General features: G+C 76.0%; 20 protein-coding genes and 1 riboswitch. Of the genes, 11 read left to right on the top strand and 9 right to left on the bottom strand.

From position 1 onward, the window contains the following. The first annotated feature begins 2 nt into the window (after window positions 1-2). Window positions 3-1,109 (top strand): methylmalonyl Co-A mutase-associated GTPase MeaB, encoded by a 1,107-nt coding sequence (gene meaB, locus ACMA1D_RS20695; RefSeq protein ID WP_414725498.1) that lies wholly within the window; start codon window positions 3-5, stop codon window positions 1,107-1,109. 288 nt (window positions 1,110-1,397) lie between these two features. Here meaB and ACMA1D_RS20690 read toward each other — a convergent pair whose 3' ends face one another. Both ACMA1D_RS20690 and ACMA1D_RS20685 read right to left on the bottom strand, forming a co-directional pair. Next, entirely contained in the window at window positions 1,398-2,120 is a 723-nt protein-coding gene (locus ACMA1D_RS20690; protein WP_414725497.1) for a transporter substrate-binding domain-containing protein, read from the bottom strand. A 199-nt stretch (window positions 2,121-2,319) separates the two neighbouring features. Continuing rightward, entirely contained in the window at window positions 2,320-3,378 is a 1,059-nt protein-coding gene (locus ACMA1D_RS20685; RefSeq protein ID WP_414725496.1) for an enoyl-CoA hydratase/isomerase family protein, read from the bottom strand. A 530-nt stretch (window positions 3,379-3,908) separates the two neighbouring features. Between ACMA1D_RS20685 and ACMA1D_RS20680 the strand changes: the two genes are divergently transcribed. The 3 genes from ACMA1D_RS20680 (at window position 3,909) to cobM (ending at window position 7,093) form a co-directional block, all read left to right on the top strand. Beyond that, the gene (locus ACMA1D_RS20680; protein ID WP_414725495.1) at window positions 3,909-4,832 is read left to right on the top strand and encodes a (2Fe-2S)-binding protein; all 924 of its coding nucleotides are present in this window, start codon (window positions 3,909-3,911) and stop codon (window positions 4,830-4,832) included. 180 nt (window positions 4,833-5,012) lie between these two features. Further along, a complete protein-coding gene (gene cbiE, locus ACMA1D_RS20675; protein WP_414725494.1) occupies window positions 5,013-6,362 on the top strand; it encodes a precorrin-6y C5,15-methyltransferase (decarboxylating) subunit CbiE in 1,350 nt (449 codons plus the stop codon). After that, window positions 6,359-7,093, top strand: a complete 735-nt coding sequence (gene cobM / locus ACMA1D_RS20670; RefSeq protein ID WP_414725493.1) for a precorrin-4 C(11)-methyltransferase — start codon at window positions 6,359-6,361, stop codon at window positions 7,091-7,093. The genes cbiE and cobM overlap by 4 nt, the downstream gene beginning before the upstream one ends. A gap of 78 nt (window positions 7,094-7,171) precedes the next feature. On the opposite strand, the gene ACMA1D_RS20665 is transcribed toward cobM, so the two are convergent. Further along, window positions 7,172-7,714, bottom strand: a complete 543-nt coding sequence (locus ACMA1D_RS20665; RefSeq protein ID WP_414725492.1) for an N-acetyltransferase family protein — start codon at window positions 7,712-7,714, stop codon at window positions 7,172-7,174. Window positions 7,715-7,916: 202 nt separating this feature from the next. After that, the gene (locus tag ACMA1D_RS20660; RefSeq protein ID WP_414725491.1) at window positions 7,917-9,089 is read right to left on the bottom strand and encodes a cobalt-precorrin-5B (C(1))-methyltransferase; all 1,173 of its coding nucleotides are present in this window, start codon (window positions 9,087-9,089) and stop codon (window positions 7,917-7,919) included. A gap of 356 nt (window positions 9,090-9,445) precedes the next feature. Between ACMA1D_RS20660 and ACMA1D_RS20655 the strand changes: the two genes are divergently transcribed. Beyond that, complete coding sequence (locus tag ACMA1D_RS20655) at window positions 9,446-10,213, top strand: cobalt-precorrin-6A reductase (protein ID WP_414725490.1); 768 nt, start codon at window positions 9,446-9,448, stop codon at window positions 10,211-10,213. Between the two features lie 296 nt (window positions 10,214-10,509). Here ACMA1D_RS20655 and ACMA1D_RS20650 read toward each other — a convergent pair whose 3' ends face one another. The 3 genes from ACMA1D_RS20650 to ACMA1D_RS20640 form a co-directional block, all read right to left on the bottom strand. After that, complete coding sequence (locus ACMA1D_RS20650; RefSeq protein WP_414725489.1) at window positions 10,510-12,108, bottom strand: precorrin-2 C(20)-methyltransferase; 1,599 nt, start codon at window positions 12,106-12,108, stop codon at window positions 10,510-10,512. After that, entirely contained in the window at window positions 12,105-12,731 is a 627-nt protein-coding gene (locus tag ACMA1D_RS20645; protein WP_414725488.1) for a precorrin-8X methylmutase, read from the bottom strand. The genes ACMA1D_RS20650 and ACMA1D_RS20645 overlap by 4 nt, the downstream gene beginning before the upstream one ends. A gap of 103 nt (window positions 12,732-12,834) precedes the next feature. Then, the gene (locus ACMA1D_RS20640; protein ID WP_414725487.1) at window positions 12,835-14,439 is read right to left on the bottom strand and encodes a hypothetical protein; all 1,605 of its coding nucleotides are present in this window, start codon (window positions 14,437-14,439) and stop codon (window positions 12,835-12,837) included. A gap of 111 nt (window positions 14,440-14,550) precedes the next feature. On the opposite strand from ACMA1D_RS20640, the gene ACMA1D_RS20635 reads away from it, so the two are divergent. The 3 genes from ACMA1D_RS20635 to ACMA1D_RS20625 all read left to right on the top strand — a co-directional run bounded on the left by ACMA1D_RS20635 (window position 14,551) and on the right by ACMA1D_RS20625 (window position 19,483). Beyond that, window positions 14,551-15,063 (top strand): hypothetical protein, encoded by a 513-nt coding sequence (locus ACMA1D_RS20635; protein ID WP_414725486.1) that lies wholly within the window; start codon window positions 14,551-14,553, stop codon window positions 15,061-15,063. Between the two features lie 239 nt (window positions 15,064-15,302). Then, a riboswitch (cobalamin riboswitch) is annotated at window positions 15,303-15,376 on the top strand. A 53-nt stretch (window positions 15,377-15,429) separates the two neighbouring features. Beyond that, window positions 15,430-19,074, top strand: a complete 3,645-nt coding sequence (gene cobN / locus ACMA1D_RS20630; RefSeq protein ID WP_414725485.1) for a cobaltochelatase subunit CobN — start codon at window positions 15,430-15,432, stop codon at window positions 19,072-19,074. Continuing rightward, entirely contained in the window at window positions 19,067-19,483 is a 417-nt protein-coding gene (locus ACMA1D_RS20625) for an NUDIX hydrolase (RefSeq protein ID WP_414725484.1), read from the top strand. Before cobN ends, ACMA1D_RS20625 begins: the two co-directional genes overlap by 8 nt. Window positions 19,484-19,815: 332 nt before the next feature. Here ACMA1D_RS20625 and ACMA1D_RS20620 read toward each other — a convergent pair whose 3' ends face one another. Further along, entirely contained in the window at window positions 19,816-20,208 is a 393-nt protein-coding gene (locus ACMA1D_RS20620; protein WP_414725483.1) for a hypothetical protein, read from the bottom strand. 386 nt (window positions 20,209-20,594) lie between these two features. Here ACMA1D_RS20620 and ACMA1D_RS20615 point away from each other — a divergent pair, with 386 nt between their 5' ends. The 3 genes from ACMA1D_RS20615 to ptsP all read left to right on the top strand — a co-directional run bounded on the left by ACMA1D_RS20615 (window position 20,595) and on the right by ptsP (window position 24,017). Beyond that, on the top strand, window positions 20,595-21,665 hold the full coding sequence (locus tag ACMA1D_RS20615; RefSeq protein ID WP_414725482.1) for an SIS domain-containing protein: 1,071 nt from the start codon (window positions 20,595-20,597) through the stop codon (window positions 21,663-21,665). Window positions 21,666-21,765: 100 nt separating this feature from the next. Then, window positions 21,766-22,215, top strand: a complete 450-nt coding sequence (locus ACMA1D_RS20610) for a PTS glucose transporter subunit IIA (protein WP_414725481.1) — start codon at window positions 21,766-21,768, stop codon at window positions 22,213-22,215. A 131-nt stretch (window positions 22,216-22,346) separates the two neighbouring features. Then, window positions 22,347-24,017 (top strand): phosphoenolpyruvate--protein phosphotransferase, encoded by a 1,671-nt coding sequence (gene ptsP, locus ACMA1D_RS20605; RefSeq protein ID WP_414725530.1) that lies wholly within the window; start codon window positions 22,347-22,349, stop codon window positions 24,015-24,017. A 356-nt stretch (window positions 24,018-24,373) separates the two neighbouring features. Here ptsP and ACMA1D_RS20600 read toward each other — a convergent pair whose 3' ends face one another. Beyond that, window positions 24,374-25,096: a TetR/AcrR family transcriptional regulator gene (locus ACMA1D_RS20600; protein WP_414725480.1), complete on the bottom strand. Its 723-nt coding sequence runs from the start codon at window positions 25,094-25,096 to the stop codon at window positions 24,374-24,376. Window positions 25,097-25,212 lie beyond the last annotated feature (116 nt).

Raw genomic sequence — 25,212 nt, 5'->3', positions numbered from 1 at the left:
CCATGCCACCCAAGATCGACGTAGGCGCGTACGCACGGGGCGTCCGCGAGGGTTCCCGGGCGCAGATCGCCCGGGCCATCACCCTCGTGGAGTCCACCCGGCCCGACCACCGCGCCCTCGCCCAACAACTGCTGGTCGAACTGCTGCCGTACGCGGGCACGTCACGCCGGGTCGGCATCAGCGGGGTGCCGGGCGTCGGCAAGTCCACCTTCATCGACGCGCTGGGCACCCTGCTCACCGGGCGCGGCCACCGGGTCGCGGTGCTCGCCGTCGACCCCTCGTCCAGCCGGACCGGCGGCTCCATCCTGGGTGACAAGACCCGGATGGAGCGGCTGGCCGTCGACCCGGCCGCCTTCGTCCGGCCCTCGCCGACCTCCGGCACGCTGGGCGGGGTGGCCCGGGCCACCCGGGAGACCATCGTGCTGATGGAGGCCGCGGGGTATGACGTGGTGCTGGTCGAGACGGTGGGCGTGGGCCAGTCCGAGACGGCCGTGGCCGGCATGGTCGACACCTTCCTGCTGCTGACCCTGGCCCGTACCGGAGACCAGCTCCAGGGCATCAAGAAGGGCGTCGTGGAACTGGCCGACCTGGTGGCGGTCAACAAGGCCGACGGGCCGCACGAGCGGGACGCCCGCTCGGCCGCCCGCGAACTGGCCGGCGCGCTGAGGCTGTTGCGCCCGCAGGCCAGCGGCGGGCACGGGGCGGGCGCGGCCGGCCGGGGTGGCGAGGCGCCGCCCCACCCGGACGAGGTGTGGAACCCGCCGGTGCTCACCTGTAGCGCCCGCGAGGGCACCGGGCTCGACACCCTGTGGGACCGCATCGAGCAGCACCGCAAGGTCCTCGACTCGACGGGCGCGCTCCAACGCAAGCGGCGCGACCAACAGGTCGAGTGGACCTGGACGATGGTTCAGGACCAGCTCCTGACCAGGCTCCGGGAGCACCCCGCGGTGCGCCGGCTGACCCCCGAGGTCGAGCGGCAACTGCGGGACGGCACGCTGACGGCCTCCCTCGCGGCCGAGCAACTCCTCGCCGCGTTCGGGTCACCGACCGGTACGGAAGGTACGGAACACGCCGACCCCGCGCTCAACGGCCGCCACCCGCGGGCCTGAGCGCGGCCCGGTCGTACGACGGGCCCACCGAGACGGGCGGCCGGACGGGAACAACCCCGTCCGGCCGCCCGCCGTCGTGTGCAGGGCCGTTGCCGTTGTCGTTGCCGTTGTCGTTGCCGCTGGCGTCACTGTCGCCATCGCCGTCCGTCGGTCGGTTTCGCGGCCGGGGCGCCGCCACGCACGGGGCCGGGGCCCGGGGCGGGTACGCGGCCACCCGGCCACACGGTTCGGCCGGCCCGCAGGGTCGTCCGGCGCCCGGCCCCCGGCCACGAGGCGGTGCGGGAGTGCTCAGTCGCGCGGGGCGACCAGGGCCGGGGACTGGCCCGCGCGGCGCAGCGCGGCGGCGACGAAACCGTTCGCCGTCAGCTCGTCGACCAGGTCCCGGAGGAAGCCGATCGTGGCGGGCGCGCGGTCCTTGGTGGTGCCCACCGCCTGCCGGATCTGGAGGAAGGCATCCGGTATCAGCCGGACGTCCGGGTGTGCGGCCACGTATGCAGTCATCGGCTCGCGGATGCCGGCCCCGACGTCGAGCCCCTGCGCCCGGAAGGTGTCCACGCCCTCGTCGCCGCGGACCACGGACGCGTGGCGCAGGGTGCGCGAGAGGAACAGGTCGTACGCGGAACCGTGCTTGACGCCGATGCGGACGCCAGCGCGGTCCACCTCGGCCGCGCTGGCGAAGGGCGCCTGCTGCGGGACGACGTACACGCCCTCGATGACGACGTAGGGCGCGGTGAAGGCGACGTCGGCCTCCCGCGCCGGGTCGATGGCCAGGAAGCACAGGTCGGCCCGGCCGGTGGCCATCGCCTCGTACGACTTGCGGGCGGCGTCGAAGCACTGGAACTCCACCGGGAGCCCCAGCCGGGCGCCGACCTCCCGCGCGAGGTCCACCGTGATGCCGGTCGGCGCCGTCGGCGTGCCCTGGGCCAGCACCGGGTTGCCCAGGTTGATGGAGGCCCGCAGCACGCCCTGCGGGGCCAGGTCCCGAGCGATGTCGGTGATCACGTAGCTCATGCGGCGGAGTCTAGGCCGGACCCCGGGACGCCCCCGCGGGGGATCGCGTCACCGGCGCCGGGGCGGGCCCGGCGCCGATCCGGTACCGCCCGGCGCCGGGGCACGCTGCCGTGCGCGCGTCGGAACCGCGCGCCCGGGCCCGCGCGCCCCGCAGCGGGACCGGGTGGCCCAGGCAGGCCGGGCGTGCGGGCCGCGGGCGTTACGGGCGTGCCGCCAGGCCCAGTTCCTCCGGACCGAGATCGGCGAAGAACCCGGCCACGTCGGCCGGGCTGACGTCGGCCAGGCGGGCGGGGTTCCAGCGGGGCCTGCGGTCCTTGTCGACGACCTGCGCCCGGACGCCCTCCACCAGGTCAGGCAGCGACAGCGCGGCGCACGAGACGCGGTACTCCTGGTCGAGCACCGGTTCCAGGGCGCCAAGCCGGCGGGCCCGGCGCAGCGCGCTGAGCGTGACCTTCAGCGCGGTGGGCGACTTGGTCATGATGCGCTCGGCGGCCTCCTTCGCGGCCGGCACGCCACACTCCTCAAGCCGGGTGACGATCTCCTCGACGGAGTCGGCCGCGTAGCACGCGTCGATCCACGGGCGGTGCTGCTCCCACTCGTCAGCCGGGGCCGGCCGGGCGAACCCGGCCACCACGTCGGCGACGTCGCCGGTGGCCAACGCCTCGGCGAACGCGGGGAGTTCGGCCGACGGCAGGAAGTGGTCGGCGAAGCCGCCTGCGATGGCGGCGCCCGGGCCCATCCGGTCCGTGGTCAGCGCCAGGTGGGTGCCCAACTCGCCGGGGGCCGCGGCTAGCAGGTGGGTGCCGCCGACGTCGGGGACGAAGCCGATGCCGACCTCCGGCATGGCGAGCGTGGAGCGTTCAGTGACGATGCGCACCGAGCCGTGCGCGGAGACGCCGACGCCGCCGCCCATCACGATGCCGTCCATGAGCGCCACGTACGGCTTGGGGTAACGGGCGATCTGCGCGTTGAGCAGGTACTCGGTGCGCCAGAACGCGCGCGACGCGGTGCCGCCGACGCGGGCGTCCTCGTAGATGGCCCGGATGTCGCCGCCCGCACACAGGCCGCGCTCGCCGGCACCCGTGAGCAGCACCGCCCGCACCGTGTCGTCCTGCTCCCAGGCGGTCAGCGCGTCGGTGAGGTCGCGCACCATGGCGTGGGTGAGGGCGTTCAGCGCCCGTGGACGGTTGAGGGTGAGCGTGCCGACCTGGCCGCGCACCTGGGTGAGGACGGCTGCGGCGGCGGGGGAGTGGTTCATCGATCTGCTCCGGTGGGTCGCTGGCGGGCACGCGCGTGGCGTACCCGCATCGATGGGTGACGGGCGCCGGCTCGGCGGGGTGGCCTGCCGAGGGGCGGGCCGCGGAGAGGCGGACGGACAGGGGCGGGTCGGTGCGGGTAGGGGCGGGCCGGTAGGGCACGGGGCCCGGCGGGCGGGCGCGTTGCTGGGGCGATCTTCTCAACCCGCCCCGGTCGCCACCCCACCCGCCCCGGCCGCCATCTCACCCGCGCTGACTTGCCGCCCCACCCCCGGCTGTCACCCCACCCGCCCCGACTCGTCGTTCACCCGCCCCGACGGCGCTGGCCACGAGCGATGCGCGCGGCCCGGCGCCGGCCACGGGCGACGCACCTGCCCCGGCGCCGCCGGCCTCAGGCGACACACCCACCTCAGTACGTGACGTGCTCCGCGCCCAACCGCACCGGGCGCCGCCCCCTGGACCCCGGCGCCGGGCGGCCGGTTAGCCTGATCCCGCCCCAGGGGCCCGAGGCCCAGGAAGGACGGTCACGCCGATGCCCGAACCCACCTCGACCACCTCGCCGACCCAGGTGCTGGCCGCGGTCGCCGCGATCGGCCCCTTCTTCGCCGTGCGCACCGACCCGCCGGGCCCGGGCGGGCCCCGCGCCGACGGCTACCTACCGCTCGCCGAGGCGTACGGCACGGGCCCCGGCCCTGGCGGAGCAAAGGCGCCGGCCGCCGAGCCGGGCGCGGGGAACGTGCCGGGCGCGGGGGAGTTGCCCGGTGCGGCGGACGTACCGGGTGCCGGCGACGCACCGCCCGGGCTGCGCCACCGGCACGCCACGGTGGCCGGACGACTGGGCACGGACGAGGCCCGGGTGGTGGCCTCGCTCAGCTTCCAGGGGTTGGCGGGCCGGCTGTGGTCGCTTGCCGTGGGCAGCGCCGTACTCGCCGGCCAGGTACCCGACTTCGGCCCGCGGCGGCTGTGGTGGCACCCCGAGCGCAGCGCGCCGGACGAACTGTGGCTGCCACCGACCACGGACGCCCAGGACCGGCCCCCGGCGCCGACCAGCGACCCCGCGGCCCTCGCCGCACAACTCCGCAGCGCCGTCGTGGACGCGCACCTGACCCCGCTGCACCGGGCGACCACCGCCGCGTCCGGCGTCGCGGGGACGCTGCTCTGGGGGAACGCGGGCTCGGCCCTTGCGGGCGCACTCGGGGTGCTGTACCGCTGGCTGCGCACGCCGTCGGCGGCCCCCACGACGCTCGCCCTCCGGCCCCAGGCACCGGCCGAGGCGGCCGAACTGGCCAGGGCGCTCAGTCGGGAACTGTTCGCGACCGAGCCACTGCGCTCGACCGGCGACTGGCTGCCGGGCGCGGGCCCGGTCTTCCGCCGCAGCACCTGCTGCCTGTACTACCGGGTGCCGGGCGGCGGCCTGTGCGGGGACTGCGTACTGCCCCGCGTGCCGGGGCGGTGACGGACGGGGTGCTCCGCGCTCCGCGCTGACCGACACCGACCGGTCGAGCCCGGCAAGGACCGCGCACGGATCGCACGCCCTCCGGCCCCGGCCGTCGGGGGCGGCCCGGTCGCAAGGTGATCGCAGCAGGTCAGTAGAGTTCGGCTGCTGCCGTCCCCGACCGTCGAGGAACCCCCACCCGTGAACACCGCTCCGCCCACCGCCCCCGCCGACGACGCCGGGCCCGTGACGGTCGTGGGGATCGGTGCCGACGGCTGGGGCGGGCTCACGGCCACCGCGCGCGAGGCGCTGCGCGAGGCCGAGGTGGTGATCGGCGGGACGCGCCAGCTCGACCTGCTGCCCGCCGCGTGCCCCGGGCGCCGCGTGCCCTGGCCCACCCCGCTGCGGCCGGCCGTCGCCGGGCTGCTCGCCGCGCACGCCGGGCGCCGCATCGCCGTCCTGGCCAGCGGCGACCCGTTCTGTTACGGCATCGGGCGGGCGCTCAGCGAGGAGTGCGGCCCCGAGCGGCTACGGGTGCTGCCGCACCCCTCGTCCGTGGCGTACGCCTGCGCCAGGCTCGGCTGGCCGCAGGAGGACGCGGACGTGGTCAGCCTGGTCGGCAGGCCGCTGGCCGGCCTGAACCGCTGGCTCTACGACCGCAGGCGGCTGCTGGTCCTCAGCGCCGGCGCCCACACCCCGGGCGAGGTCGCGGCGCTGCTGCGGGAGCGCGGGTTCGGGCCCAGCGCCCTGTGGGTCCTCGAACAACTCGGCGGCGAGCGCGAACGGCACCGTACCGGCACCGCCGACACCTGGCCGGACGAGCCGGGCGACGCGCTGAACGTGATCGCGATCGAGTGCCGGTCCACCGGTCTGGCCCCGCGGCTCGCCGCCGTACCCGGGCTGCCCGACGACGCGTACGAGCACGACGGCCAGCTCACCAAGCGCCGGGTGCGGGCCGCCACGCTGGCCGCGCTCGCGCCGGCCCCCGGCGAACTGCTGTGGGACATCGGCGGCGGCTCCGGCTCCATCGCCATCGAATGGCTGCGCGCGCACCGCGCCTGCCGGGCGCTGACCGTCGAGCGCGATCCGGTCCGGGCCGCCCGCATCGGCCGCAACGCCGCCGCCCTCGGGGTGCCAGCGCTGCGGGTGATCACCGGCAAGGCGCCCGACGCGCTGACCGAACTGCCCACGCCGGACGCGGTGTTCATCGGCGGCGGGCTGACCACGCCCGACCTGCTCGAAACCTGCTGGGCCGCGCTGCCCGGCGGCGGCCGGCTGGTCGCCAACACGGTGACGCTGGAGTCGGAGGCGCTGCTGGCCGACTGGTACCGCAGGCACGGCGGGGAACTCGTCCGCATCGCCGTCTCCCGCGCCGTGCCGGTCGGCGGCTTCACCGGCTGGCGACAGGCGATGCCGGTCACCCAGTGGGCGGTCACCAAGCCGGCCGCCGTCGCAGCCCGGCCCGCAGCCGCGGCCAGCCCCGCCGCGTGCCCGCCCGACGCACCGACCGCCGACCGGGCGGCCGGACCGGACCGAGGAGAAGAACGATGACGGTGTACTTCATCGGTGCCGGCCCCGGCGCCGCCGACCTGATCACGCTGCGCGGCGCCCGTACCCTGGCGCGCTGCGCCGTGTGCCTGTACGCGGGCAGCCTGGTCCCCCGCGAACTGCTGGCCGAGTGCCCGCCCGACGCCCGCCTGGTGGACACCGCGCGACTCGACCTGGACCAGATCACCGCCGAACTGGTGGCCGCGCACGCCGCGGGTCACGACGTGGCGCGGCTGCACTCGGGCGACCCCTCGGTGTTCAGCGCGGTGGCCGAGCAGATGCGGCGGCTGGACGCGGCGGGCGTGCCGTACGAGATGGTGCCCGGGGTGCCGGCGTGGGCGGCGCTCGGCCGCGAGTTGACGGTGCCGACCGTCGGGCAGACCGTCATCCTCACCCGGGTCGCCCAACGCGCCACCCCGATGCCCGCCGGCGAGGACCTGGCCACCCTCGGCCGCAGCGGCGCCCTGATCGTCCTGCACCTCGCCGCCCGGCACGTGGAACGGGTGGTGGCCGAGTTGCTGCCGCACTACGGGGCCGACTGCCCGGCCGCCGTCGTGGCGATGGCCAGCCGGCCCGACGAGCTCGTCCTGCGCGGCACGCTGGAGACCATCGCCGCCCAGACCACCACGGCCGGCATCACCCGTACGGCCGTCATCATGGTCGGCCGCACCCTGGGCGCCGAGCAGTTCAGCGACAGTTACCTGTACTCCACCGATCGCGAACGGTCCGCGTAGGGCCGCCCGACGGCGTCAGCGGCGGCGGCTCAGCGGCGGTGGGAGCGAAGGCCGGCCCCGCGGTGGTCGTGGGGCCGGTCACTGCGGCGGTACGGGGAGCCCGGCCGGCCGCGGGACCAGGGTGCGCTGCATCAACAGCGTGTCGATCCACCGCCCGTGCTTGGCGCCGACCGCGGCCAGCCGCCCCGCGTCGGTGAAGCCGTGCCGCCGGTGCAGGGCGACCGAGGCCCCGGTGCCGGCGTCGGCGATGACGGCGATCACCTGCCGTACGCGCGCCGCCGCGCACGCCTCCAGGAGGTCGCGCAGCAGGACGCCGCCGAGGCCGCGGCCGGTGCGGTCGGGCGCCAGGTAGATCGAGCTCTCGACGGTGTGCCGGTAGGCGGGTTTGGCGCGCCAGGGCGTCGCATAGGCGTAGCCCACCACGTCGCCGCAGTACTCGACGGCGAGGAACGGCAACCCCCGGGCGGAGAGTTCGTCCAGCCGCCGCTGCCAGTCGGCCGTCGCCGGTGCGTTCTCGTCGAAGGTGACGACGGTGTGGCGCACGTAGTGCGCGTAGATGGCGCCGACCGTCTCCAGGTCGCCTGGCGCCACCGGGCGGACCACCGCGCTGTTGGCTGTCATTCCCGCGAGTCTAGGCCGGCACGGCGATCGCCGGTGGGGCGCCCGTCGATCGGGCAACGACGGGTGGGTTGACGGCCGGCTGGGCGCGGACCGGTGGTTCACGGCCGCCGGGGCGCAGGCACCGCGTACGCACCGGGTGGGGCCAGCGCGCGCGGGTGCCGCTGCTCCGCGGGCCGGGCCCGCGCGGCCCGGCCGCCGAAGGTCAGGCGCCGGGGCCGCGCGGCTCGGCCCGGCCCACGATCGTGCCGGCGCGGTCGATGCAGATCACGTCGACCGCGACCGGCGCGCCGCGCAACACCTCCAGGGCCTGCTCGCGGGCGGTCTCGGCCACCAGGTCGCCCAGCGGGACGCCGCGCGCGGCACACAGTTGCACCGTCTCAAGCCCGGTGTTGGCCGCGGCCACCGCCGCCGCCAGGGCCTCGTCGGCGCCGGCGTGCCTGGCGAGCTCGGCCAGGAAGCCCTTGTCCACCTGGGAGCGCGCGGAGTGCAGGTCGAGGTGGCCGGCGGCCAGCTTGGAGAGCTTGGCGAAGCCGCCGGCGATGGTCAGCCGGTCCACCGGGTTGCGGCGCAGGTACTTGAGCACCGCACCGGCGAAGTCGCCCATGTCGAGCAGCGCCTCTTCGGGCAAGCCGTGCTCGGCCATCGCGACCTTCTCCGAGGTCGAGCCGGTGCAGCCGGCCACGTGCCGCTGCTCCACCGCCCGTGCCACGTCGATGCCGCGCCGGATGCTGTCGATCCAGGCGGAGCACGAGTAGGGCACCACGACCCCCGTCGTGCCCAGGATGGACAGGCCGCCGATGATGCCCAGGCGCGGGTTCCAGGTGCTGCGGGCCAGCTCCTCGCCGTGATCGACGGCCACCTCGATCTCGACGTCGCCGCGCCCGCCGAACTCCCGGGCGACCTCGGCGACGTGCTCGCGCATCAGTTGTCGCGGCACCGGGTTGATCGCCGGCTCACCCACCGGCAGCGGCAGCCCGGGCCGGGTGACGGTGCCGACGCCGGGCCCGGCCCGGAAGACCACGCCCGAGCCCGGCGGCAACTCCCGCACCCGGCTGCGCACCAGCGCCCCGTGCGTGACGTCCGGATCGTCCCCGGCGTCCTTCACGATGGCGGCCATCGCCCAACCCGACGCCAACTCCTCGGCCGCGAGCGCGAAGGCCGGCTGCTGCCCCCGGGGCAGCGTGATCGTCACCGGGTCCGGGAAGTCGCCGGTGAGCAGGGCGGTGTACGCGGCCTTCGCTGCGGCCGTGGCACACGCCCCCGTCGTCCAACCCGGTCGCAGCCCGGTGTGCTGGAGCTGCGCCTGCCGCCCGCCCGCCGCCTCCGCGGCCCCGGCAGGTTCGTCGGGCGTCTCCGGTACGTGCTGCTCAGCCACGGCCGACACCGCCCGGTGCTGACGCCACCTCGGCGATCGACACGCCTGGCATGACCGACGGGCCCGGGATATCCGGTGTGGCCGGCGGGACCGGTACTACCGGCCGCCCGGCAGCGGGCGGGGCGCAGGCCAGCGGGGGCCGCCCGGGGCACCGGCTCGTCGGGGGCGGGGCGGCGGCGCGTACCGTAGCGCGGGTACCCGAACGCCGGGTGCGGGGGGCGTCGTCGCACGTCGGACGGCCTGGCCCAGCGGCCGTCCGGCGCGCAGGGCCGGTCACCGCACCGCACTGGGCACCCCTGCGGCCGGCCGCCCCCCGGCGGCCGGCGCCACCGCCCGTACGAACCTGGAGCGCGCCCATGACCGCGGCACCGCACGTGCTGATCCTCGCCGGTACCACCGAGGCCAGGCTGCTCGCCGCCGAACTGGTGGCGAACGGGGCCGCCGGGGGCCGTCCGGTCCGCGTCACCAGTTCGCTCGCCGGGCGGGTGGCCGGGCCCAGGCTGCCGGCGGGGCAGGTGCGCATCGGTGGCTTCGGAGGGGTTGACGGGCTGGTCCGCTGGATGCGGGAACACCAGGTGGACGCGGTCATTGACGCCACCCATCCTTTCGCCGACACGATCAGTTCCAACGCCGCCAGGGCGGCGGTCACCGCCCATGTTCCCCTGCTCGCCCTGCGCCGCCCCGGGTGGGTCGCCGCCCCCGGGGACCGCTGGCACCTGGTGGACTCGCTGGCCGGGGCCGCCGCCGCGCTGCCGGGCCTGGGCGAACGGGTCTTCCTCAGCACCGGACGGATGGGCCTCGCGGCCTTCGCGCACCTGGCCGACCACTGGTTCCTGGTCCGCTCGGTGGACGCCCCGGCCCCGCCGGCGCCGCCCCGGATGGAGGTTCTGCTCGACCGCGGCCCGTTCGACCTCGCGGGCGAGAGGGAGCTGCTGCGGCGCCACCGGATCGACGTCCTGGTGACCAAGGACAGCGGCGGCCAGGCCACCGCGGCCAAACTCACCGCGGCCCGCGACGCCCACCTCCCGGTCGTCGTGGTCCGCCGCCCCCCGGCCCCGGCCGGCGTGGCCACGGTCGAGGACGTGGCGGGGGCCGTGCGTTGGTTGGGGGAGCGGCTGGGCTGAGCGGGGCCGCCGGCCTTGTGCGTACGGGCGTACGGGCTGCTGGCCGGGGTGGTGCGGCTCCCGCTGTGGCCTGACCACTGCCCCGCGTCGCCTCGCCGTCCCGCTGCCCCGAGCGGAAGGGAACGGTCCGCGTACGCGAACGGCCTACGTACGCGGACGCCCGCCCCGCAGCGGTGCGATCCCGCGGCGAGCCACCCCGCCAGCCAGCAACAAGCACCCACTCCCAGCCAGCCGGGCGCCCCACCTCAGCCAGCAGAGCGCCCCACGGCCTCACCCCGCAGACCGGTACCGACCCCTCACGCCGGGGGATAGCGGCGCGGCGTCCACACCACCTCGGTGCCGTCGCCCCGCCGTACCGCCTGGGTCTGCGACGAGCCGACCAGCACGATGGTGCGCATGTCGACCTGTTCCGGGTCCAGGTCGCCGAGGCGGACGATCCGTACGCGTTCCTCCGGGCCGCCCACGTCGCGGCCGAGCACCACCGGGGTGTCCGGGGCGCGCAGTTCGAGGAGGAGTTCCCTGGCCTTGCCCACCTGCCAACTGCGGCTGCGCGAGCCGGGGTTGTACAGGGCGAGGACCAGGTCCGCCGCCGCGGCCGAACGCAGCCGCTCCGCGATGACCTCCCAGGGCTTGAGCCGGTCGGACAGCGAGATGACGGCGTAGTCGTGGCCGAGCGGGGCGCCGGCCTTCGCTGCGGCTGCGTGCGCGGCGGTCATCCCGGGCAGCACCCGCACCGGGACCTCGCGGTAGGGGTCTTCGCAGGCGGCCTCAAGGACGGCGGTCGCCATCGCGAACACGCCCGGGTCACCGGAGGAGACCACCGCCACCCGGTGTCCGCGGCGGGCCAGGTCGAGCGCGAACTCCGCCCGTACCGCCTCCACCTTGTTGTCCGAGGCGTGCCGCCGCTGACCCGCCCTGACCGGCACCCGGTCCAGATAGGTGGTGTAGCCGACGAGGTCGTCGGCCGCGGCGAGCGCGCCGCGCGCCTGCGGCGTCAGCCACAGCGGACCGGCCGGGCCGAGCCCCACGACCACGACCTCACCGCCGGCCACCGGCCCGGCCTGCGCCGCACCGACCGAGGTGGCCTGCGGCTGCTCGGCGGCGTCCACCGCAGCCGCGGCTTGCGGCGCGGCGTCACCGGGCCGCTGGGCGCCGATCCGGCTCGGCAGCAGGGCCATCGAGAAGTACGGCACCGAGTCCGGGTCCACGTCGGCCAGCGCCGCGGTGCGCTCCGCGCTCATCGTGGCCCGCTCCACGTACCGTGCCTCCGCCAGCCGCCCCGAGCGCTCCAGTGCCCGCCGTACGGTGGGGAAGGTGCGGCCCAGCTTCATGATGGCCGCGGAGTCGGTGGCCGCGAGCCGCGCGGTGAGCTCCTCCTCGGGCAGCGTGCCCGGCAGGATCGTCAGCACCTCCTCGGCTTCCACCAGCGGCGCCCCGGTGCGCGCCGCCGCCGCGCTGACCGAGGTGACGCCGGGGATCACCTCCGTCGGGTAGCGGTCCGCGAGGCGCTTGTGCATGTGCATGTACGAGCCGTAGAACAGCGGATCGCCCTCGGCGAGCACCGCCACCGTGCGGCCCGCGTCCAGATGGGCGGCGAGCCGGGCCGCGGCCTCGGCGTAGAAGTCCTCCATGGCGCCGCGGTAGCCGCCCGGGTGGTCGGTGGACTCGGTGGTGACCGGGTAGACCAGCCGTTCCTCGATGTGGTCGGGCCGCAGGTGCCGCTCCGCGATCGCGCGGGCGATGCTCCGACCGTGCTGGGCGCTGTGGTACGCGACCACGTCGGCGCCGCCGATCACCTCGACGGCCCGCAGCGTCATCAACGACGGGTCGCCCGGGCCGAGCCCGACCCCGTACAGCTTGCCGGTGCCGGCCGGCCGCTCCTGCTGCTCGCTCACTCTTCCTCGCTCGCTATCGCATTGATCGCGGCGGCGGCCATGGCGCTGCCGCCCCGCCGTCCGCGCACCACCAGGTGGTCGAGCGCCGCCGGGTGCCCGGCCAGCGCCTCCTTGGACTCGGCGGCGCCGATGAAGCCGACCGGAACGCCGATGACCGCGGCCGGGCGCGGAGCACCCGCCTCGATCATCTCCAGGAGCCGGAACAGCGCGGTGGGCGCGTTGCCGATGGCCACCACGGACCCCGCAAGACGGTCGCGCCACAGTTCGAGCGCCGCGGCGCTGCGCGTGGTGCCCAACTCCTTGGCCAGTGCGGGCACCGCGGGGTCGGCCAGGGTGCACAGCACCTCGTTGTCGGCCGGCAGCCGCTTGCGGGTGACGCCGCTGGCGACCATGTTCGCGTCGCACAGGATGGGCGCACCGGCGCGCAGCGCGGCCCGCGCCGCGGACACCACCTGCGGTGTGTACGCGAGGTCCTTGACGAGGTCGACCATGCCGCAGGCGTGGATCATCCGCACCGTGACCTGGCTGACGTCGGGCGGCAGGGCGGCGAGGTCGGCCTCGGCGCGGATGGTGGCAAAGGAGGCGCGGTAGATGGCCGCGCCGTCCTTCTCGTAGTCGAACACTGTGTCCTCGATGTCCCTCGGTCTGTCCTCGATCGGTGTGGGCCGGGCGGTGTGCGCCGCGGTGGCCCGGTACGGCGGCGGCGGGCGCCGGCCCGCCCGGTGGCTACGGAACGGTGCGCGCCGCCGCCAGCACGCCCGCCAATTCTTCGGGCGCAACCGGCAGGTCGGGCGGCTGCTGGTAGGACGGGGCCGGTCGCCCGGCGTGCTCGGCCCGCCCGGCCGCGCCGGCCGGCGCCGGCCCCGCCTCAGCCTCCGGCCCCGGCCCTGACCTCGTATCCGTCCCCGTCTCCCGCTCCGCCGTCGGGGCCTTGCCAGCCCGCTGTTCCGCCGTGTCGGACGCCGTACGCGCCGTGTGCTCCGTACCCGTGACGGTCACCCGATAGCCGTCGACGCCCGCGAGCACGTCGACCCAGCGCCCTTGGGGGTGGCCGCAGCGCCGCTCGCAGCCCGACCAGTAGACGGGCAGCAGCGGTGCCGGGCGGTCGGTGCGGGCCGGGCCCGTGCCGCGGGCCGCGGGGAGCGAAGCCCGGGTGGAGGCACGGGCGATGGTGTCGGCCGCGTCGGCCCGTACGTCGGCCAGGGACTTGGCGCAGCCGGGGCGCCCGGTGCACGCGCCGACCCCGTACCCGGCGGACCCGGCGTCCGCGAGCACGCCGGTCCCGGCCAACTCGGCCAGCCGGGCCGCGGCGGCGGCCGGCGTCAGGCCGGGGACCACCACGCCGCGCCAGGGCGTCACCCGCAAGGTGCCAGCGCCCGCCCGGGCGGCATCGGCCAGCAGGTGCCACTGGGCACCGGCGAAGCGGCCGAGCGGCGCGGCCACGCTGAGCGCGGTGCGCCCGCCGTCCGGCGCCGGCACCAGCCCGGGCAGTGGCGCGGCGAACCCCGCGGGCATGACGTGTGGTGGCCGCCCGTCGTGCGGCCAGGGGCGGGCTGCGATGCCCGCGGCGGCGAGCGCGGCGTCCAGCTCCCGCGCGAAGAGCGCGTAACGCTCGGGGCCGCCGGGCAGTTCCCAACTCCGCCACGCCTTCGCGTCACTGGCCCGCGCCGCGGCGAGGAAGGCGAGCGCCGCGGTCAGCGCGGCGCGCGGTGCGTCGACCGCGGCGATGCGCAGCAGGACGGGGTCGGGTACGGCGGCGCCGGCCGGCGGCGCCGGGTGCCCGGTGGCCACCCGCAGCAGCGCGTCCCCGGGTGCCGTTGCGATCAATGTCACATCGGCCCCGAGTGCGGCCACGTCGCCGCGGCCGTCGTCCACCGCGAACAGGAACCGCCCCGAGAGGCCGGCCGCGTCCGGCGCCGCGCACAGCAGGTGGTCCAACTCCCGCACCCAGGGCGTCACGTCGACCCGCCCGCCGCCGTCGAGCCCCGACAGTGGCGACAGCGCCACGTTGCGCACCCGCTCGTGGCTGGCCGAAGGCAGCAGGCCGGCCGCCCGCAGCCGGTCGGCCAGTTCCCCGCCGCAGGCCGCGCCGAGACCGCGGAGCTGTACGTTGCCCCGCGAGGTCAGATCGAGCGCGCCGTCCCCCAACTCCTGTGCTGCCAGCGCGAGTTCGGTCGCCTGCGACGCCGTCAGCAGCCCGCCGGGGAGCCGGACGCGGGCCAGGAAGCCGTCGTCGGCCCGGTGCAGCCGCAGCGCGCCGGGACAGGCGTCATCGCCCGTGCGGCTGGGCGGTTCCTCCCCAGTTGGGGTGGTTGTCGGGGTGAGGGGCATGGCGGCGAGCATACCGACGATCCCCCCGCCCGGAACCTCCCGCACCAGGTCAGCGGGGACCCCCGGCCACCAGCTCCGGGCTGACGGGCCACGAGACCGACGGGAGGGGCGATGCCGCGCCGCTTGCGGGTCGCTCAGCGCGGTGGTTCGGTTCGGCTCGGGCTGTCCTTGTTGGTGTTGGTGTTGGTGTTGGTGCTGGTGCTGGTGCTGGTGCTGGTGCTGGTGCTGGTCGCGGTCGCGGTGCTGTTGGTGTGGTTGCTCTCGTCAGCGCCGCTGGCGTGGTCGGTGTCCTTCGCGCCGCTCGTGAGGTCGCGTGACGTACGGGGCGGGGCGCGGCTGCACCGGACGCAGGGGCGCGGCCCGGCGCAAGACGGGGGCAGGGTCGCGCCGGGCGTACGGCTGCGGCGGGGCGGGGCCCGCCGGGCACAGGGGTCGCGCGGGGTGTACGGCGAGGCCCGGCTGCACCGCGTGCAGGACCGGGTCGGGCGCTGGACGGGCGCGGTACACCGTACGCACGGCGGCGTCGAACCCCGCCAAGCGTGCGCCGTGTCGCGGCCCGACCGCGGGCCAGCCGTCGCGCGCGGGCGTCGGGTTCCGGCCTTATTCGGCCTTGCTTGGCCTTGAAGTGCCGTCCGGTTGTCGGGTCGGCCCGGCTGGCCGGCGGGCCCAACCCGGTGGCCCTCGGCCGTGGCGGGTACGCGGGCCGGCGGCCGTCGCGGCCGGCTGGGCCGCGGTCGGGGCCGCCACGCCCGGGCGTGCCGGGCCTGACCGGGGGCGGGAGCCGGCGACGCGGCGCTGGCCAGGTCGTTACTATGCTCCCCGACGGGCCTGCTGGCCCGCTCCCGCAAGCGACGGCGCCAGGGGAGGAAGCCGGTGTGAACCCGGCGCGGTCCCGCCACTGTGAGTCCGGCAGCGATGCCGGGCGAGCCAGGAACTCCTGCCGTCCTCCCACCCGCCCGGGGCGCGGACCCCGAGGAAGGCTGCTGCCGCATGATCCTCCTGCTGTCGACGTCCGACACCGACCTGCTCAGCGCTCGTGCGGCCGAGGGCCCGGTGCCCTACCGGCTCGCCAACCCGGCCCGGCTCGACCTCGCCGACCTGCCCGCCCTGCTCGACGGCGTCTCCCTCGTCGTCGTCCGCCTGCTCGGCGGCCTGCGGGCCTGGCAGGACGGCCTTGACCTGCTGCTCGCCGGCGACCGCCCGGTCGTCGTGCTCACCGGTGAACAGGCCCCGGACGCCCAGCTCATGGAGGCGTCCACGGTCCCGGTCGGCATCGCCGCCGAGGCGCACGCCTACCTCGCGCACGGCGGGCCCGCCAACCTCGGCCAACTCGCCAGCTTCCTCTCCGACACCGTGCTCCTGACCGGCCACGGCTTCGAGCCCCCGCAGCCCGCCCCGACCTGGGGCCCGCTGGAGCGCACCGCCCGGGCCGACGCCAGCGGCCCGCTGATCGCGGTGCTCTACTACCGGGCTCACCACATGAGCGGCAACACCGCCTTCGTGGACGCGCTCTGCACGGCCGTCGAGGACGCCGGCGGGCGGGCCCTGCCGCTGTTCGTCGCCTCGCTGCGGGCCCCCGAGCCCGAGCTCATCGAGGCGCTCGGCGCCGCGGACGCCGTCGTCACCACCGTGCTGGCCGCGGGCGGCACCAAGCCCGCCGAGGCGTCAGCCGGCGGCGACGACGAGTCCTGGGACGCGGGCGCGCTCGCCGCGCTCGACGTGCCCATCCTCCAGGCGCTGTGCCTGACCGGCACCCGCGCGGCCTGGGAGGAGAACGACGAGGGCCTCTCGCCGCTGGACGCCGCGACGCAGGTGGCCGTGCCCGAGTTCGACGGCCGTCTGATCACCGTCCCGTTCTCCTTCAAGGAGGTCGACGAGGACGGCCTGCCGGTCTACGCGGCCGACCCCGAGCGCGCCGCCCGCGTCGCCGGCATCGCCGTACGGCACGCCCGGCTGCGCCACGTACCGGCCGCCGAGAAGCGCCTGGCCCTGGTGCTCTCCGCGTACCCCACCAAGCACTCCAGGATCGGCAACGCGGTCGGTCTCGATACCCCGGCGAGCGCCGTCGCCCTGCTGCGCAGGCTGCGCGCCGAGGGCTTCGACCTCGGGCCCGAGGAGGGCGAGGGGGCGCTGCCCGGCCTCGCGTCCGGCAACGGCGACGAACTCATCTACGCCCTCATCGAGGCCGGCGGCCACGACCAGGAGTGGCTGACCGAGGAACAACTCGCCCGCAACCCGGTGCGCATCCCGGCCGCCGACTACCGCCGCTGGTACGCGGGGCTGCCGCAGGAGCTGCGGGACGCCGTGGAGGAGCACTGGGGCCCGCCGCCGGGGCAGATGTTCGTGGACACCAGCCGCGACCCCGAGGGCGAGATCGTCCTCGCGGCCCTGCGGCGCGGCAACCTGCTCGTGGTCATCCAGCCGCCGCGCGGCTTCGGCGAGAACCCCATCGCCATCTACCACGACCCCGACCTGCCGCCCTCGCACCACTACCTGGCCGCCTACCGGTGGATCGCCACCGCGCAGCAGGACGGCGGCTTCGGCGCCGACGCCATGGTGCACCTGGGCAAGCACGGCAACCTGGAGTGGCTGCCGGGCAAAAACGCCGGCCTGTCCGCTGCCTGCGGCCCGGACGCCGCCCTCGGCGACCTGCCGCTGATCTACCCCTTCCTGGTCAACGACCCGGGCGAGGGCACCCAGGCCAAGCGCCGGGTGCACGCGACGCTGGTGGACCACCTGGTGCCGCCGATGGCCCGCGCCGAGTCCTACGGCGACATCGCCCGGCTGGAGCAACTCCTCGACGAGTACGCGGCGATCTCCGCGATGGACCCGGCCAAGCTGCCCGCCATCCGCGCCCAGATCTGGACCCTGATCCAGGCCGCCAAGCTCGACCACGACCTCGGTCTTGACGACCGGCCCGACGACGACGGGTTCGACGACTTCCTGCTGCACGTCGACGGTTGGCTGTGCGAGGTCAAGGACGCCCAGATCCGCGACGGGCTGCACGTACTGGGCGGCGCGCCCACCGGGCCCGAGCGGGTCAACCTGGTCCTGGCCATCCTGCGCGCCCGGCAGATCTGGGGCGGCACCGCGGCCCTGCCCGGGCTGCGTGAGGCGCTCGGCCTGGACGAGTCGGCCGCCACCCGCACCAGCGCGGACGAGATCGAGGAGCGGGCCAGGACGCTGGTGCAGGCCATGGAGGACGCCGGCTGGGAGGTGGGCGCCACCGAGACGGTGTGCGCCGCGCTCCCCGACGACGTGCGCAAGGACGTCGCCGCCATCCTCGACTTCGCGGCCCGCGAGGTGGTCCCGCGGCTCGCCGGCACCACCGCCGAGATCGACCACGTGGTGCACGCGCTCGCCGGCGGCTTCGTCCCCGCGGGCCCGTCGGGCTCGCCGCTGCGCGGCCTGGTCAACGTGCTCCCCACCGGCCGCAACTTCTACTCGGTCGACCCCAAGGCGGTGCCCAGCCGGCTCGCTTGGGAGACCGGCCAGGCACTCGCCGACTCCCTCCTTGAGCGCTACCGCACCGACAACGACGGCACCTGGCCGCAGTCGGTCGGCCTGTCCCTGTGGGGCACCAGCGCCATGCGCACCGCGGGCGACGACATCGCCGAGGCGCTGGCCCTGCTCGGCGTGCGGCCGGTGTGGGACGAGGCGTCCCGCCGGGTCACCGGCCTCGAAGCCATCCCGCTGGCCGAACTCGGCCGCCCCCGCATCGACGTGACGCTGCGCATCTCGGGCTTCTTCCGCGACGCGTTCCCGCACGTGGTGGGCCTGCTGGACGACGGCGTACGGCTGGCCGCCGCGCTGGACGAGCCGGCGGCCGACAACTACGTACGCGCCCACACCCAGGCCGACATCGCCCAGCACGGCGACGAACGCCGCGCCACCACCCGCATCTTCGGCTCCCGCCCCGGCACCTACGGGGCCGGCCTGCTCCAGCTCATCGACAGCCGCGACTGGCGCACCGACGCCGACCTGGCCGAGGTCTACACCGTCTGGGGCGGCTACGCGTACGGCCGCGGGCTCGACGGACGGCCGGCCAGGGACGAGATGGAGACCGCCTACAAGCGGATCGCGGTCGCGGCGAAGAACACCGACACCCGCGAGCACGACATCGCCGACTCCGACGACTACTTCCAGTACCACGGCGGCATGGTGGCCACCGTGCGCGCGCTCAAGGGCACCGCCCCGGCCGCGTACATCGGCGACAGCACCCGCCCGGAGACGGTCCGCACCCGCACCCTGCACGAGGAGACCTCCCGGGTCTTCCGCGCCCGGGTGGTCAACCCGCGCTGGATCGAGGCCATGCGCCGGCACGGCTACAAGGGCGCCTTCGAACTGGCCGCGACCGTCGACTACCTCTTCGGGTACGACGCCACCACCGGCGTGGTCGCCGACTGGATGTACGACAAACTCGCCCAGAGCTACCTGCTCGACCCGGAGAACCGGGCCTTCCTCGAAGAGGCCAACCCGTGGGCCCTGCACGGCATGGCGGAGCGGCTGCTCGAAGCGGAGAGCCGGGGCCTGTGGGCGGAGCCCGACCAGGAGACGTTGGCGGCCGTGCGCGAGCTGTACCTGGAGACCGAGGGCAACCTCGAAGACGGCGCGGCGGGCGGCGGCGATGACTGAGCCGCTCGCCCCGCTGGAGTCGGTGGCCTGGCTGTGCGTGCGCGACGGCCGGTTGCTGGCCGTCCGCACCCAGGGCCGGGACGTGTTCTACCTGCCGGGCGGCAAGCTCGAACCAGGCGAGAGCGGCCCCCAGGCACTGGCCAGGGAGCTCGCCGAAGAACTCGGCGTGCGGGCCGACCCGCGGGAGCTGACCCCGGCGTTCGTCATCGAGGACGAGGCCCACGGGCAGGGCGGCCGGCCGCTGCGCATGACCTGCTTCACCGGCCCGGCCACCGGTGAGCTGCGGCCGGCCCGCGAGATCGCCGAACTCGACTGGTTCCTGGCCAGCGACCAGGACGCCCGGCGCGGCGCCCCGGCGCTGCGCCAAGTCCTGGCCCGGTTGGCCGCAAACGGAACGGTGGCCGGCTAGCGGTGCGGACCGGCGCGGACCGGCGCGTGCAGGCACGCGCTGAAGCGGGCTGAGAGGGACGGAACGGGCCCGGCACGGCGGCGGCTGCGACCGAGACCGCCGTGCCCGGCCCCCGCGCCGGGCCGGCGGTCTCGGCCGCTCCGGGCCGCGGGAGCCGCAACGCCGGCCGTCGGGCCCCGGTGCCGCGCCGTGCGGGCCCCTCGGCGCCCGGCGGCATGGGGGCCGCGGGCCGACCGGCTCCCCGCCCCCGAGCGCTCGACCCGCTGAGCGGGCCACGTCCGGCCGTCCCGGCGCCCGCGAGGGCACCGGCCTGTGGGGCCGGCCCGGTCGCCTCAGTCGCGGCCTGCGGGGCCGCCGCCCGACCGGCCCTGCGCGGAGGCCGGGCGCCCGGGGGCATCCACCGCCTGGCCCGTCCTGCGGCCCGTCTCCTCCCGCGGCCAGGCGGGCCCGCCGGCCAACGCCTGCCACTCCTCGTCGTACGCGCCAGGCACCGCCCGCCCCGCGGCGCCCCAGCGCTGCGCGAGCTCCGCGTAGATCGGCACGTCAGTCGTCGGGACCGGCGGGCGCGGCAGCGGGGCCGGGGCGCCGGAGACCCGTGCCGCCCGGGCGGGGGAGACGGGGGAGAGGGCGGAGGAGGAAGCAGCAAGGCCGGTCGGGAGGGGCGCTGCGGGGGCCGGCGCGACCCGTACCGGCGTGGTGATCAGCGCCGGGACCGGGGCCGGCACGCCGGTCGGCGCAGGTTGCTGGGTGAGCCGAACCGTTTCCGCACCCGTTGTACACGTGGCCTTCGCCTCCGTCGGGGAGCGCAGGGGGCGTCGGCGGTGGTATGAAGTGGCACGCCGCGTCGTCGTCACACCGGGCCAACGGCGGCCCGTGCCCAGCGGTCACGTCGCCGGCCCCCGGCTCACCCGCACCGGCGGGCACTCGAACGGGGTAGCGGAGGTCGACTGGTGCCCTGTGGGCGGGTGTTGACCCACACGCAGAGTGCCCGTCAGGGCACCGTCGCGCCACGCGGGGGAGTGGACTAGACCTCTGAAGCGGTACGGGGTACAAATAAGACGCGCGGGAGATCACCATCCGCGCTTCACAGCGCCCAATGGGAGGCACCTACATGTCGGCGACGACTGCCGCTCAGCACGAAGATCGTCCGGGCCGGATCATGGCCGGCGAGATGGCCGAGCAGCCCGAGGTACTGCGTCGCATCTTGGAGGAGGGCGCGCCCCGCATCCGCGAGGTGGCCCAGGCCATCGCGGGTCGCAACCCCCGCTTCGTCCTGCTGACCGCCCGTGGCACCTCGGACAACGCGGCGCTCTACGCCAAGTACCTGCTGGAGATCCGGCTCGGCCTGCCGTGCGGCCTCACCTCGATGTCCACCACCACGGCGTACGAGGCCAAGCCCGACCTGCGGGACGTGCTGGTGATCACCGTCAGCCAGTCGGGTGGCTCGCCGGACCTGGTGGCCTCCACCCGGGCCGCGCGCGACGCCGGTGCGATCACCCTCGCCGTCACCAACAACGCCGACTCGCCGCTGGCCCAGGTCTCCGAGTACCACATCGACGTGCTGGCCGGCCCGGAGAAGGCGCTGCCGGCGACGAAGACCTACACCGCCGAGTTGCTGGCCCTGTACCTGTTCGTGGAGGGGCTCGCCGGCGGTGACGGCGCGGCGGCCAAGGTCCTGCCCGACCTGGCCCGGCAGGTCCTGGACCGGCAGGAGGAGGTGCGCGTCCTCGCGGGCCGCTACCGCTTCGCCGAGCGCATGGTGCTGACCTCCCGCGGCTACGGCTACCCGACCGCCAAGGAAGCCGCGCTGAAGCTGATGGAGACCAGCTACATCCCGGCCCTCTCCTACTCCGGCGCCGACCTGCTGCACGGCCCGCTGGCCATGGTCGACAACGTCTCGCCGGTCATCGCCATCGTCACCGACGGGCGCGGCGGCGAGGCGCTCCAGCCGGTGCTTGAGCGGCTCCGTGGCCGCGGCGCCGACCTCGTGGTGATCGGCACCGAGGCCGAGGCCGCCAAGGCGTCCGCCGGCTTCGCGCTGCCCACCGCTGGCGTCGCCGAGGAGGTGCAGCCCATCCTGGAGATCCTGCCGCTCCAGATGCTGGCGTACGAGGTCACCATCGCCCGCGGCCAGGACCCGGACTCGCCCCGCGCGCTGGCCAAGGTCACCGAGACCCACTGAGCCATGTCCCACCACGGTGGCGGTCGAGGGGCCGGCGACTTGCGCCGGTCGGCCGCCACCGTGCTCGTACCACCCCACCCTCGCTGTTGAAAGGCTTCCCATGACCCTCGTGTTGTCCCCCCTGGCCGGGCGTGCCATCGGTCTCGCCGCCGTTCCCGACCCGGTCTTCTCCGGCGCGATGGTCGGCCCGGGCACCGCCATCGACCCGGCCCGCGAGGAGGGCGTGGCCGTCGCCCCGGTCAGCGGCGTCATCGTCTCGCTCCACGCGCACGCGTACGTGGTCGTCGACGACGAGGGCCACGGGGTGCTCACGCACCTGGGCATCGACACCGTTCAGCTGAATGGCGAGGGCTTCGAGCTGCTGGTGGCCAAGGGCGACACGGTGCAGGCCGGCGACCCGGTGGTGCGCTGGAACCCGGCTGCCGTCGAAGCGGCCGGCAAGTCGCCGGTGTGCCCGGTGGTCGCCCTTGAGGCCACCGCCGAGGCGCTGAGCGACGTCGTGGAGGACGGGGAGGTCGCCGCGCAGGGCGTCCTCTTCCGCTGGCAGTAGATCGCGGGCGGGTGGTCGGTTGCCACCCGCGGCAGAGCGGGGCGGGACGACCGCCCCGCGTCGGCGTGTCCGCGGAAACGGGCGCGGGTGCGGATGCGGGGGTTTCATCGGTGGAACGGGAGATGGGTCTGATGGAGACGGTGCTGCGTGGCGTCGGGGTGAGCGACGGGGTAGCGGTGGGCGAGGTGCGCCACATGGGCACCGCCGTACTGGAACCGCCGGTGCGCACGATCGCCGCCGACGAGGTGGAGCGCGAGCAGGCGCGGTCGCGGCAGGCCGTGGAGTGGGTGGCCGCCGACCTGATCGCGCGGGGGAACCTGGCCGGCGGCGAGGCACAGGCCGTGCTGGAGGCGCAGGCCCTGATGGCGCGCGACCCGGAGCTCGCCGCCGACGTCGAGCGGCGCATCGCCGACGGCGGGACGGCCGAGCGCGCGGTCTACGACGCCTTCGCCGCCTACCGGGTGCTGCTGCTGGGCGCCGGTGAGTACCTGGCCGGCCGCGTCGCCGACCTGGACGACGTGCGCAACCGCCTGGTGGCCCGGCTGCTCGGGGTGCCGATGCCGGGCGTGCCCGACAGCGACCACCCGTACGTGCTGGTCGCCCGTGACCTGGCGCCCGCCGACACGGCGCTGCTCGACCCGGCGCTGGTGCTCGGCTTCGTGACCCAGGAGGGCGGGCCGACCAGCCACAGCGCGATCCTGGCGCGGGCGCTCGGCGTGCCGGCCGTGGTCGCGGTGCCCGGCGCCGGGGAGCTCGTGGAGGGCACCACCGTGGCGCTGGACGGCTCCGACGGGCAGGTCGTCATCGAGCCCGACGAGCAGCGCCGCGCCGAACTGATCGCCCGGGCCGAGCAGCGCCGCGCCGCGGTGGCCGCGGTGAGCGGCCCCGGCGCCACCAGCGACGGCCACCGGGTGCCGCTGCTGGCCAACATCGGCGGCGTCGGCGACGTGGCCGCCGCGGTCGAGGCCGGCGCGGAGGGCGTGGGGCTGTTCAGGACGGAGTTCCTCTTCCTGGACGACCACAAGCAGGCCCCCTCGGTCGAGGCGCAGCAGGAGGCGTACCGGCAGGTCCTTGAGGCGTTCCCGGACGCCCGCGTGGTGGTGCGGGCGCTGGACGCGGGGGCCGACAAGCCGCTGGACTTCCTGACCCCGGCCGAGGAGCCGAACCCGGCGCTCGGCGTGCGCGGTCTGCGCACCCTGCTGGAGCACCCCGAGGTGCTCAAGGGCCAGCTTGAGGCGCTCACCCGGGCCGCGGACGGGCTGTCGGTGCAGCTTGAGGTGATGGCGCCGATGGTGGCCGACCGGGCCGACGCGGCGGCCTTCGCCGCCGCCTGCCGCGAGGTCGGGCTGCCCGCCAAGGTCGGTGCGATGGTCGAGATCCCGTCGGCCGCGCTGCGCGCCGGCTCCGTCCTGCGCGAGGTGGACTTCCTCTCGCTGGGCACCAACGACCTGGCGCAGTACACGTTCGCCGCCGACCGGCAGACCGGTTCGCTGGCCCGGCTCCAGGACCCGTGGCAGCCGGCCCTGCTCGACCTCGTGCAGGCCGCGGCGCAGGCCGCGCAGGCGCAGGACAAGAGCTGCGGCGTGTGTGGCGAGGCGGCGGCCGACCCGCTGCTGGCCTGCGTCCTGACCGGCCTCGGCGTCACCAGCCTGTCGATGAGCCCCAACGCCATCCCGCGGGTGCGCGCCACGCTGGCCCAGCACACCCTCCAGGCGTGTCAGGAGGCGGCCCGCGCCGCCCTGGCCACCGACACCCCGCAGGAGGCGCGCGAGGCGGTCAAGGCCGTCCTGGGCACCGACTGATCGTTCCCCAGCAGCACGGCACCGGCGCGCGCCGGTCGGACCGCCCAGGCGGCTCCGGCCGGCGCGCGGTCGTTGGGGGCGCGGTCGTTACGGGAGGTGGGCGTGGGGGACCGGCGCGGCGGTGGGCACCGCGTTCGTACGGTCGGGCGAGTGCTGGGCGATGGTCAACGAGGCCCGGCAGGACTTGCCGCGCTCTCCCGCTGGCGCCGCACCCGCTGGTGCTGCGCTGCCGTTGCGCGGGTGCGCCAGGCGGCTGGACGGGCCGGCCACGGCGGTCTCACCGGGGCGGGGCCGCGGCGCGGACCGGGGCGCCCCCGTCCTGCTCTGCCACGCGCCGAGGTGGTTCGGCCCGTGAGCTAACCACCCTGTGCCAGAGCCCCGTCCACGATGTGCGTGACGCCGAGTTGGTAGCTGTACGTGTCCGTCAACTGGCGGGAGCGGTCGGCTAGTTGGGTCAGGTGGGGGAGCGGGGGTGACTCCTGGTCGGACGTGGCAGCCTCGACGTAGTCCGGGCGCGGCGGGCCGTCGTCCGAGCGGTGCTCCGGCGCGGTGGACAGGGCCTGGCCGGCGGTGAAGTAGCAGAGGGTCTGGCAGGCCCAGAAGGCCCGCTCGTCACTCAGGCCCAGCTCCGTCAGCGCGGCCACGACCTCCTCGGTGAGCCAGCCGGCCGACGTGCCCACCGGCGCGCTGCGGGCGACGATCGGCACCATCCACGGGTCGGCCAGGAACGCCCCGTGCATCAGGGTGCAGGCCGCCAGCACCCGTTGCCGCGGGTCGGCGGGCAGGTCGGGGCGGGGCAGGGTGCGCGCCACGTGTTCCAGAACCGAGACCAGCAGCGCGTCCTTGTCCGCCACGTGGTGGTACAGGGCCGTCGGCGTGCTGTGCAGTGCGGTGGCCAGCCGGCGCATCGTCAACTGCGCCGTGCCTTCGGTACGCAGGATCTGATGGGCCGCGGCGACGATCCGTTCCCGGGACAGCCGTGGCGGTCGCCCCCGGCGCCGTGCGGCCGGGCCGTTGGTGGTCAGTGCTCTGCCCTCGCGGGTCGCGGCGGTTGCGGCGGTCTGGACGGTGGGGCGCACGGCCGCGGCCCGCCTCCCGGCCGCCCGTCGCGTCGGCCGGCGCCGCCGTCGTCCGGACCGACGCCCAGGTTTCGTCGTCGAGCTTGCCCCGAACCGCCCCGGCCCGCACCTCAGCC

This window comes from Streptomyces sp. 796.1 (genome assembly GCF_047525675.1).
In the GTDB taxonomy this organism is placed as follows: domain Bacteria; phylum Actinomycetota; class Actinomycetes; order Streptomycetales; family Streptomycetaceae; genus Streptomyces.
Note: the sequence above shows the minus strand (reverse complement) of the source record. Positions and strands in the feature narration are given on the sequence as shown.